Consider the following 10,942-nt stretch of genomic DNA (forward strand, 5'->3'; position numbering starts at 1 on the left):
AGGCTCGCCAGGACCGCGTGCTGGGCCAGCAGGATCCCCGGGACCGAGACGGCTGCCTCGTCCCCCTGCCCGGCGTGGCTGGGTGCGGGTACAACTGCCGCGCCGTCGTCGTCGAGCACGCGCAGGCCCCGCGGGCAGATGGTCAGCAGCTCGGTGGCCACCGGCGCCAGCAGGCGGCTGACCTCCTCATCGAGCGCGATGAGGTCAGCCGCCACCTCGCGGTCGGTCTCGAGCAGCTCTGCCAGGCTCGTTCGCCAGGGGGTGGCCTGGCCACCGAAGCTGAGGACGTAGGGCTCGCCCGCCTCCAGGAGGTCGGCCACGCTGGCTGTCGGGGCCGGGGTGGCCTGGGCCGCGCGGGAGGTGTAGCTCATCGGATCGGTCTGCGTGCTGGGCGTGGTCATGGTGTCCTTGCTGGTGGTGCTGGTTGTCAGGGGGCTGAGGGAACGGAACGCGGACGGTGGCTGACGGTGGCTGGTCATGGCTGGTGCTCCTTCCTCACAGCGGCCCGTTGTCATGCTTCTTGACCGCCATGCGGCTCACGTCGCGTTTGGCGCTGAGCGCCGCTAGGGAGTCGACGATGACGGTGCGTGTGTCCTCCGGGGCGATAACGGCGTCGATCTCGCCCAGGGCCACGGCCTTGTCCGGGTTGATGACCTCCTGGGTGTACTCGGCCACGAGGCGCTCGTGCTCGGCCGCAACCGCCTGGTCGCCTTCGCTGCGACGTACCTGCGCCAGCGCACGGCGGTGGATGATGCCAACCGCTCCCTGCGCACCCAGCACCGCGATCTCGGCGCCGGGCCAGCAGAAGTTCAGGTCCGCCCCGATCGCCTTGGAGCCCATGACGATGTAGGCACCGCCGTAGGCCTTGCGCAGCACGATCGTGACCAGGGGAACCGTGGCTGTGGCGTAGGCGTTGATGACCTTCGCCCCACGCCGGATGATGCCGGCGTGCTCCTGCTCGGCACCCGGGCGGTACCCGGGCACGTCGACGAAGGTGACCACGGGCAGGCCGAAGGCGTCACAGCAGCGCACGAAGCGCGCCAGCTTCTCCGAGGCGTCCACGTCCAGCGTCCCGGCGTCGACCATCGGCTGATTGGCCACGATGCCGACCGGGCGTCCCTCCAGGCAGGCGAAACCCACCACGACGTTGGCGGCGAAGTCCTCCTGCACCTGGACCAGCTCACCGTGGTCGACCACGGCCTGGACGACGGCGGTGACGTCGTAAGGCTGCCGGGTCGAGGCCGGCACGAGGTCACCCACCGCGGCCGCCGCGGCCTCGTCGGCGGCCCGGTCGACGTCGTCGTACTCATAGCGCGGGGCCTGCTGGTCAGAGGAGGAGGGCAGGTAGGCCAGCACCGTGCGCACCTGCGCCAGGGCGTCGGCCTCGTCCTGGGCCACGTAGTGCACGACGCCGGAGACCGAGCCGTGGATGTCCGCGCCCCCCAGCTCCTCGGCACTGATCTGCTCGCCCGTGGAGGCCCGTACGACGTCAGGGCCCGTGACGAACATGTGGGAGGCCTCGCGAGTGGCGATGATGTAGTCAGTCAGGGCCGGGCAGTACACGGCACCTCCGGCGCAGGGGCCGAGGATCACGCTGATCTGGGGCACCAGGCCCGAGGCGGCGCAGGTGCGGTTGAAGATGCGCCCGTACTGGCGCAGCGCCCCCACGCCCTCCTGGATCTTGGCCCCTCCGGAGTCGATGAGTCCGATGATCGGGATCCGTAGCCGCAGGGCGTCGTCCAGCAGACGCACGATCTTGTCTCCCTCGATGGTGCCCAGGGCGCCACCGCTGACTGAGAAGTCCTGTGCGTAGACGGCGACCTGACGCCCGTCGATCGTGCCGAACCCGGTGATGACTCCGCTGGGCCGAGCCGCCTGCCCCGTGCCCGAGCCTGCGTAGCGCCCGATCTCCAGGAAGCTGGAGTCATCGAGCAGGGCAGCCACGCGCTCGCGGGCGGTCTGCTTGCCCTTGGCGTGTTGGCGTGCGGCGGCGCGCTCCTCGGCCTGCGCGGCCACGTGCGCCGAGGTCTCGCGGAAGGCCTGGGTCCCTGGGGCCTGGCTCATCATGGTGGTGGACGTGCTCATCGCTCAGTCCTCCTCGTCCTGCTCGTGGCCGGGCCGGAGGTGGATGAGGGTCTGCCCGGCGCTGACCGTGCAGCCAGCCCCAATCGGGATCTCCCCCACCACGCCGTCAACTGGGCTGTGGACGTAGTTCTCCATCTTCATCGACTCCAGGACGACCATGAGGTCGCCGGCGTGCACCCTCTGGCCCGGCTCCACGCAGATGCGCGTGACCACCGCCTGCATCGGGGCGGCGATGACCGAGGGATCCTCGACCTCGCTCGCTGCGCGGTGGGCGGCGCGGCTGGCCGAACGCGAGCGCAGCGGCTGCTGGCTGCGGGAGGTCGGGGCTCCGGGGTAGCGCCCGCCCATCCGCGGTCCGTGCCCGCCCAGGACGCCATCGGGCACGGTGAGCTGGACCCGGCGGCCGTTGAGCTCGATGACGTAGGTTGAGCGGGTCCGGGGATTGTGGACGGGGCCGGCTGGTGCCTCTGACGCGTCGTCATGCTCGCGCAGCCGGTCCAGGACGTCCGTCTCGATCCAGCGGGTGGTCACGCCCAGGCGCCCTGCGGCGTCGGGTCCGGTGAACTCCTCGCGGCGCAGGACGTGCTCGTGCAGGGCGGTGCACACCGTCACGCCCTCGACCACGGTCTCGGCCAGCGCGCGGCGGGCGCGGCAAATCGCCTGGTCGCGGCTGGCACCCGTGACCACGATCTTGGCAAGCATCGGGTCGAAGACCGGGGTGATGACGTCGCCCTGCGTGACGCCGGAGTCGATCCGGATACCCGGGCCTGCCGGCCAGCGCAGGCGGGTGATCGTGCCGGTGGAAGGAGCCAGGCCCTGTGTGGCGTCCTCGCAGGTGATGCGCAGCTCCAGGCTGTGGCCTCGGGGCTCAGGCACAGGCGGCAGATCACCGCCGGCAGCCACCAGGAGCTGGAGGTCGACCAGGTCGACGCCGGCCACCTCCTCGCTCACGCAGTGCTCGACCTGGAGACGGGGGTTGACCTCCAGGAAGTACAGCTCGTCCTGGCTGGTCAGGAGGAACTCACAGGTAGCCACCCCCACGTAGCCGACGCTGTCCAGCAGGCGGCGGGAGTCCTCGACCAGGCGCTCGTGCAGGCCGGCGGGCAGGAAGGGTGCTGGGGCCTCCTCCAGGAGCTTTTGATTGCGTCGCTGCAGTGTGCAGTCGCGGGTCGAGACGACGGCGAAGGCGCCCCGGGCATCCCGCACGCACTGGGTCTCGACGTGCCGTGCGGCGGTGATGAAGCGCTCCAGGATCAAGGTGGCCCCGCCTGAGGCCGCGGCCTCAAAGGCGGGCGTCGCTCGGACCTCATCGTCATTGGCCAGCACCGTGATGCCACGGCCGCCTCCGCCGTCGGTCCGCTTGAGCGCCACCGGGTAGCCGTGGGCGTGCGCGAAGGCGAGCACAACGCTTGCCGAGGTCACCGAGTCCGTGATGCCAGGCACCGGGGCCACGCCGGCGCGCTCAGCGGTGGCGCGGGCCGTCATCTTGTCGCCCAGCGCCCGCATGGCTGACGGGCTGGGGCCGACCCAGATCAGTCCGGCGTCGATGACAGCCTGGGCAAAGGCGTCGTCCTCGGCCAGGAAGCCATAGCCCGGGTGAATCGCCTCAGCACCGGTGGAGACAGCCAGGGCAAGAATCGCTTCGCCGTCGGTGTAGGACGAGCCCTGCGGCAGGGCGTAAGCCTCATCCGCGAGCTCGGCGGCCGGGGACATGAGGTCCTCAGGCGTGTAGGGCAGGATCGAGGTTCCTCCCAGATCACGCACGGTGCGCACAATCCGCAGGGCGATCTCACCGCGGTTGGCGATGAGCACACGCTGTGGTCGGCGTGCCTCCGCTGGTCCTGAAGCCATCGGCATCGGCGTCCCTCCTTGACTGACTTCGTGGTCTCCCACAGGCGCGACATTCCGTCACGAGGACTGCGGTGCCACCGGCGCCCACGACACGCAGGTCAGCCCTCTGACTCTCTCTCGCCCATGAATTCATCATGCGATCCCTATGACTCAGCACTGTCAACAAATCGCGGCAGGCTCAGATCACAACAATCGCGATATTGCGAGGCTATTGAGCAGGGCAGCGGATTGAACATTGTGGGATCGTTACAAAAGCGACGAAAACTCTTGGAGCGTCCGTGCAGGAAGACGCATCGAGCCCGCGATGACGCGAGCCTCGCTGCTATCGACACACTCCAGGCATATCGTTTGTTGATCTTCACAATTCCAACGCAATTTCACCCAAGAGAGTCAATCGTGCACGACATCATCTCTCCACCGACTTATCCACACTTGTGCACATCTCCTCACCTCATCCACCATCATCCATTACCAAGTACTAGACAAGATCATATGAACGCTGCAGCCTGTACACATGTTCGATCCCGTGGGTGACACCCCCTCCTCCGGCCCGTCGTCGCGGCCTGCGCCGACGAGGGGCGCCCCGGACTGCATGAGTCAGGAGGATCGTCTAGCCGCCCTGGCTACCCTGCCGCCCGGCGGACTGCTGGCCTCAGCCCTCGAGCAGATCCTCCAGGCTGCGATCCCCCGCCCTGACCTCAGCGCGGACCGCGCCACCCCCGAACCAGACAGAGACCTCGCCAGCACCCAGGCGCTAGGTGCCGATGAGCGCACCCTGCTGCGCCACTGCCAGCTGGCTCCCGGTGAGCCGCTGTCCGCGGTTGAAAGCCTGGCTAGGCTGGGGCTGGAGACCCTTAGCGAGCTGGTTGCCGCGAGCCAGCGACTGGCCTCATGGTCCTGCTGGCTCCAGTCCCTGCTGGCGGCGGCGATGACTCACAGCGTCGAGGATGAGCCCCTGTCCGGAGACGACGCTGGTCTCCGTCCCGATCGTCAGTCCATCTCCTGCCTCACTCAAGGAGCTGAGCTCACTGTGGCCAGCGAGATCGCGTGCCGGCTCGGGATCTCCAGACGCCGCGCCGCTCAGCTCGTTGATCGGCGGCAGGCGCTGTGCCTGCCGGCGCTGTCGTACGCGGCAGGTCTGCACCGCAGCGGCCTCATCGACGCCGCGAAGACGGCGCTCATCGCCACTCGCCTCGCCCACGTCAGCCATGAGCTTGCCGTCCGCGTTCAGGAGCAGGTTCTGCCCCGCGCGCCGCACCGCACCCATACCCAGCTGGCCCGGGACCTCGACCGCGCTCTGGTTGCCAACGACCCGGAAGGAAGCCCTCAGCGCCGCCGCCGGAACGCGGAGAACCGGCATGTCAGCCGTCCACAACCCGCTGGCGAAGGACTCTCGGAGATGAGACTTCTCCTTCCTAGCCTCGATGCGGCCCTCGTGGACGCGACACTGGATGCCATCGCGGTCTCAGCCCGGGCCACGGGGGACGAACGCTCCGTGTCCCAGCTCCGTGCCGATGCCGTGGTCTCCACGATGCTGAGCCTCCTGCGGCACGAACAGCACGAAATGTGTCGCAGCGCCGTGCCCCCGCGCAGTGCCCTACCCGAGGCTCCGCCCAGCGCGACGCCCGGAGCCCTGCCCGATGTCCCGTACGGTGCTCTCGCAGGCGCCACGCCCAGCACCCTGCCTGGCGTCCCGCTCACCGACCTGCCTGACCTGTCCAGCCTGCCCGGACTGCCTGATCTGCCCGGACTGCCTGAGGACGCCCTCTCGCGCTCGGCCGTCAGCGAGCCCTCCGGCTCTCCCTTCCTCGCCGACGGCGTACCGCTCCTGCCGCTGCTGAGCAGACTCAGCGCGCTCGTCAGCTCCACGAGCCCGTGGTGGACGCCTTCCGGTAGCGGGCCGGTGCTCTTTCCTTCCGGCCTGCAGGTCCAGGTCGACGTGACTGTCCCTATCGACTATCTCCTCCAGGAGCCCTTCCCGCACGCCGATCTCCCGCATGCCAGCGCCGAGTCAGGTCGCCATGCGCAGGCCCGTCCCGGCTCATCTGCTACTCCTACTCCTCCAAGGCTGCTGTCAGGCGACCTGACTGTGCGCATCGGTCGCCAGACCCTCCCCGTCCCCTCCGCGATCGCTACGGCGCTGGCCGGTGGTGGCACCTGGCGCCGTCTCCTCACCGATCCGGTCTCCGGCGTCGTGCTCGACGTCGGGCGAAAGCGCTACCGACCACCAGCAGCCCTTGCTGAGGCCGTCCGGGCCCGCGACCACACCTGCACGCACCCAGGGTGCGCTGTGCCTGCACGCCGCTGCGACCTGGACCATGTCACCGCCTGGAGCATGGGAGGAACAACCTCCTTCGACAACCTCACGCTTCTGTGCCAGACCCATCACCGGCTCAAGCACACGCCAGGGTGGTCCCTCACTCGCCTCGACGACGGTGCGCTCCTGTGGCGTACACCGTCAGGTGCCCGTTACCGTCGCAACCCCGATGGCAGCATCCTCATGCTTCCACGCCGCATCGGCCCGCGCTCCTTCCATCAGCCGGCCCGGCCTGTTCCCGACCAGCTGGCGCAGGCAGTCGACGACGCCGTCCTGGCTCCCCTTGTCCAGACCCTGGAGAACCTGGCGCCCGGCGTGCCCTGGCAGGCCCGAGGACCACGTCCTGGTCAGCCCGTGGGCACCTGGAGCGCAAGGTCCTATTCCGCCGAGCTCCATGCACTTGGCCTAGATGTCTTCCTCGACGAGCTGGTGCCGTTCTAGGCGATGCTCTAGGCGATGCCCGTGGTACTGCGTCCTTCGCCGCTCACGGCCCCAGCCAGCCTGCGCAGCGTCGAGATCGCCTGGGCCGCGTCCTGGCTCTTGTAGACCGCCGACCCCGCGACGAAGACATCCGCTCCAGCCTCTGCTGCCCGCTCAATGGTCGTCAGTGAGACACCGCCGTCGATCTGGATGCGCAGCTGGAGACCCTGCGCGCTGACCATGGAGCGTGCTGCAGCGATCTTGCGCAGCATCGGCTCCACAAAGCTCTGCCCTCCGAAGCCAGGCTCGACCGTCATGATCAGGAGCATGTCAATCTCGCCCAGAAGCGGCTCGACCACCTCCAGCGGCGTCGTCGGCCTGAGCGCGATCCCGGCCTGCGCCCCCAGCCGATGGAGCTCCTTGACCAGGACGAACGGCGCGCGGGTCGCCTCAGCGTGCGCCGTCACCACCGCGCAGCCCATCTCCGCGTACTGAGGCGCCCAGCGGTCGGCGTCCTCGATCATGAGGTGGGCGTCCACCGGCAGGCTCGTGTGCTCCAGGACGGTCTGGGTGAAGGAGGGGCCGGCGAACATGTTGGGGACGAAGTGGTTGTCCATGACGTCCAGGTGCAGTCCGTCAGCGCTCTCGATCCGGGCCAGTTCCTCAGCCAGGTGCGCCTGGTCCGCGTTGAGAATGGAGGGGTGGATCGCGGGGGTGTTGCTCATGGGTCTCCTCGTTGTCAGGCTGTACGACGCAGCAGGGCGCAGAACATCGCGTCCGTCCCGTCCAGGTGCGGCCACAGCTGGAGCATCGGCCTGTCCGCGCCGGCAGGGGGAACCGGTGCCACACGCGTGGCCACGTCGCCAGCGTGCAGGACCTCGGCGCCCCGACCCTCACGTTCGAGACGCCGTATCACGTCGCGCACGACGAGCTCGGTCTCCAGCACGTGGGGCGAGCAGGTCACGTAGGCCACCAACCCGCCCACGCGAACCGCGGCCAGCGCGCTCACGAGCAGCTCGCGCTGGAGCTCAGCCAGCTCGGCTACGTCGGTCGGCTGCCGCCGCCACCGCGCCTCGGGCCGACGGCGCAGCGAGCCCAGGCCCGAGCAGGGTGCGTCGACCAGCACACGGTCGTACCTGCCAGGCTCGGCCTGTCCATACAGGCGGCCGTCATCACAGCGAACCTCGACCACGCCCTCAGGCACGGCCCTGACGCTGGCACGCACCAGCTCGGCACGGTGGGCGGTGACCTCGTTGGCCACGAGCCGTGCTCCGCGCTGCGCCGCCCGGGCGCCCAGCAGCGCGGCCTTGCCACCCGGCCCGGCGCACAGGTCCAGCCACCGCTCGTCGCGTCCTTCCACGGCCGCCTCGCTGAGCACCAGTGCCACCAGCTGGCTGCCTTCGTCCTCGACGCCCGCCGCGCTGGAGCGCACGGCCGGCAGTCGGCCCGGGTCTCCCCCGGGAAGGACGACGGCGTACGGGCTACGGTCACCCACATGGGCATGGCCGCGCGTGGCCTCCTCTGCCTCCTTGACCAGGTGCTCAGGGCTGATGAGGCCGGGTCGAGCGCACAGGACCACCTCAGGGTCGGCGTTGTCCGCCTCCAGCAGAGCCTCAAGCTCCTCCTGCGGCCGGTCATTGCTCGCCAGCGCCTGCCGCAGCGCCTTGACCACCCAGACCGGGTGGGAGTGCGTGGCCGACAGCGCGTTCAGCTCGTCAGCGGCCTGCTCGGTCAGCTCAGCCAGCCACTGCTCCAGGTCCTTCTGGCTGATCCGGCGCAGGACGGCGTTGACCAGGCCCGCTGCGCCGCGGCCGGCCGCGTGGGACGCCAGGTCTACAGTCGCCGAGACCGCGGCATGGGTCGCCACCCGCATCCCCAGCAGCTGGTGGGTCCCCAGGCGCAGCACGTCAAGGACGACACCGTCGAGCTGGTCCAGCCGGCGATCCACGCATTGAGCGATGATGGCGTCATACCGGCCCTGCAGGCGCAGCGTCCCGTAGGTCAGCGCCGTCGCGAATCCCGCGTCGCGGCGGTCCAGCCGCGCCGCATCCAGCATCGGAGGCAGGACCAGGTTGGCGAAGCCACCGTCCTGACGCACCTTGGTCAGCGCTTCCAGACTCACCAGCCGCGCTGCGTCCACCGTGCTCGGCCGACGGCGCCGGTTGGAGCCTTCCGCATCCGCCTGACCACGCTGACCACGCGTGCGGTTGTGGCGTCCGGAGTCATTGCCCTTGCCCCGTTCGCGTCCCTGCCCGCGGCGCTGCGCTCCTGCCTGGGAACGCCGACCCGCCTGACCTGAACGAGAACCTGCGTAGCCCGCCATCAGGCCGCACCGCCCTCGACGCCGAGCTGGCCGACGCCACCAGAGCCAAGGACCGCGCCGGCAGCCGGATGGGCGCCGCGGGCCCAGGCGTCAGCCGCCATCCACTTCTTGCCGGCTGGCGCCACCTGGCCTAGCCGCACGGCGCAGCCACCGGTACCGACCAGGACCTCATGCTTGGAGACCTGCAGCATGCCTGCTGGCAGGTCAGTGACCTCAGGCACCTGGGTGACCGGGCCTAGGCGCAGCCGCGCTCCCTCATAGGTGGTGTGGGCGCCCGGCGCGGGCGTGACGCCGCGGATGCGCCGGTCGATGGCGGCGGCGGTCTCGCTCCAGCGGATCTCACCGTCGGCGGGCGTGAGCACAGGAGCCAACGTGATCCCGTCCTCGCGCTGGGCCACAGGTGCTGCCGTCCCCGAGGCCAGCTGCTCCAGGACCTCATCCACCAGCGCCACACCCTTCTCAGCCAGGCGGGCGAGCAGGTCACCAGCGGTGTCCTCGTCCTCGATGCTGGCGGTGACATGGGCGTAGACCGGGCCGGTGTCCAGGCCCTCCTCCAGGCGGAAGACGCTGGCTCCTGTCAGGGTGTCGCCGGCGATGATGGCACGCTGGACCGGGGCGGCTCCGCGCCAGGCGGGCAGCAGGGAGAAGTGGAGGTTGAGCCAGCCGTGCTGCGGTACCTCCAGCAGCGCGGCCGGCACCAGGCGGCCGTAGGCGACCACGACGGCGACGTCAGCGTGCAGGCCGCGGACCCACTCCTGGGTCTCCTCCTCACGCAGGGTGGCAGGTGTGCGTACCTCCAGGCCGGCTTGGCGAGCCAGCGCTGCCACCGGTGAGGGGTGCAGGGTCCGGCCGCGGCCCTGGCGGGCATCGGCGCGGGTGAGAACCCCGACGACCTCGTGGGAAGGTGAGTCCATAAGCCAGCGCAGCACGGGCAGGGCGACCTCAGGGGTACCGGCGAAGAGAACACGCATGGGGCAAGTCTAGGGGCCGGTGTGCTCGCTAGGCGCGCCCGCGAGCAGGCCCGCCTCGGTCAGCGCCGCGCGCAGACGTCCTGCTCCCCGAAAGAGATGTCCGTGAAGGCCCAGGGCCTCAGCCGCGGCCACGTTGGCAGGCGAGTCGTCCACGAAGAGCGTGCGCCGGGCCTCCAGGCCGTAACGACGCAGCAGGATCTCGAAGATCTCCCGGCCAGGCTTGGTGACGTGCTCGACGCCGGAGACCACGATCCCGGTCGCCAGCTCCAGCTGCGGGCACAGATGACGGTTGGCCTCAAAGAGCTCGTCGTTGAAGTTGGTCAGCAGGTACAACCGGACCCCGGCCGCGGCCAGGTCCTCCATCACCTGGGCCGTGCCAGCGACCGGCCCGGTGAGGGTAGAGCTGAACCTGCTCCAGTACAGGCGCTGCAGCTCCAGCCAGTCCGGGCGCTGCGGGTAGGTGGCAGCCAGCTCAGCCTCGATCTGCTCGCGGGGCACGCCAGCATCGCACATCTCGTTCCAGCGAGCGAAGTCCCCGTGAGCGACGAAGTCCTCCCACTGCCTCATCGTGGCCCTACCTGGCAGCGCCCCGTAGGGGTCCCAGGTGTAGACCACGTTGCCGTAGTCGAAGACGACGGCGTCCAGGCTGGCAGCGTCATCGGGGCTCATGACCAAAGGCTCTCACCACAACACGGTCGGGTCGAGCTCCACGCGCACTGCCTCCTCGCGGTGGACCGAGCGCTCACGCAGCTCAAGGCGAAGCATGGTGGCCAGCTCGCGCCCCTGGGACAGGGGGACCCGGATCAGCGCTCGCGACTGCACCGAGGCAGCAGCTCCCTGTGCTGCAGGCCCAGCCGCCGAGGGACGCCGTAGCGTCCTGACGTCGACTGGCCCGAGTACGTCCCAGCCGCGCGAACGCGCCTCCTCCAGCACGGACTCCACCGCCTTGGGCGGCCCGTCCAGACGTGCGCAGCG

8 protein-coding genes and 1 pseudogene are annotated in these 10,942 nt (G+C 69.8%); 1 reads left to right on the forward strand and 8 read right to left on the reverse strand.

The window, feature by feature from the left end; genetic code table 11:
* From HMPREF0058_RS12860 to HMPREF0058_RS10415, 3 genes are all read right to left on the reverse strand, one after another.
* The coding region (locus HMPREF0058_RS12860) for a hypothetical protein (protein WP_169305838.1) at nt 1–401 on the reverse strand (401 nt) is incomplete at its 3' end.
* Nucleotides 402–495: 94 nt separating this feature from the next.
* Nucleotides 496–2,085 carry an acyl-CoA carboxylase subunit beta gene (locus tag HMPREF0058_RS10410; protein ID WP_006549756.1) on the reverse strand — a complete coding sequence of 530 codons (1,590 nt, stop codon included), beginning with the start codon at nt 2,083–2,085 and terminating at the stop codon, nt 496–498.
* A 3-nt stretch (nt 2,086–2,088) separates the two neighbouring features.
* Nucleotides 2,089–3,942: an acetyl/propionyl/methylcrotonyl-CoA carboxylase subunit alpha gene (locus tag HMPREF0058_RS10415; protein ID WP_006549757.1), complete on the reverse strand. Its 1,854-nt coding sequence runs from the start codon at nt 3,940–3,942 to the stop codon at nt 2,089–2,091.
* Between the two features lie 586 nt (nt 3,943–4,528).
* On the opposite strand from HMPREF0058_RS10415, the gene HMPREF0058_RS12175 reads away from it, so the two are divergent.
* On the forward strand, nt 4,529–6,694 hold the full coding sequence (locus HMPREF0058_RS12175) for an HNH endonuclease signature motif containing protein (protein WP_081449230.1): 2,166 nt from the start codon (nt 4,529–4,531) through the stop codon (nt 6,692–6,694).
* Nucleotides 6,695–6,702: 8 nt separating this feature from the next.
* Here HMPREF0058_RS12175 and rpe read toward each other — a convergent pair whose 3' ends face one another.
* The 5 genes and pseudogenes from rpe to HMPREF0058_RS12865 form a co-directional block, all read right to left on the reverse strand.
* Nucleotides 6,703–7,398, reverse strand: coding sequence for a ribulose-phosphate 3-epimerase (rpe, locus tag HMPREF0058_RS10425; protein WP_006549759.1), 696 nt, complete (start codon nt 7,396–7,398; stop codon nt 6,703–6,705).
* Between the two features lie 14 nt (nt 7,399–7,412).
* Nucleotides 7,413–8,996, reverse strand: a complete 1,584-nt coding sequence (locus HMPREF0058_RS10430; RefSeq protein ID WP_006549760.1) for an RsmB/NOP family class I SAM-dependent RNA methyltransferase — start codon at nt 8,994–8,996, stop codon at nt 7,413–7,415.
* A complete protein-coding gene (gene fmt / locus HMPREF0058_RS10435) occupies nt 8,996–9,967 on the reverse strand; it encodes a methionyl-tRNA formyltransferase (protein ID WP_006549761.1) in 972 nt (323 codons plus the stop codon). Before fmt ends, HMPREF0058_RS10430 begins: the two co-directional genes overlap by 1 nt.
* Before the next feature lie 9 nt (nt 9,968–9,976).
* On the reverse strand, nt 9,977–10,636 hold the full coding sequence (locus tag HMPREF0058_RS10440) for an HAD family hydrolase (protein ID WP_040319945.1): 660 nt from the start codon (nt 10,634–10,636) through the stop codon (nt 9,977–9,979).
* Between the two features lie 12 nt (nt 10,637–10,648).
* Nucleotides 10,649–10,942 (reverse strand): annotated as a pseudogene (locus HMPREF0058_RS12865) (primosomal protein N'); the annotation flags it as partial.

This window comes from Actinomyces urogenitalis DSM 15434, from assembly GCF_000159035.1.
In the GTDB taxonomy this organism is placed as follows: Bacteria; Actinomycetota; Actinomycetes; order Actinomycetales; family Actinomycetaceae; genus Actinomyces; species Actinomyces urogenitalis.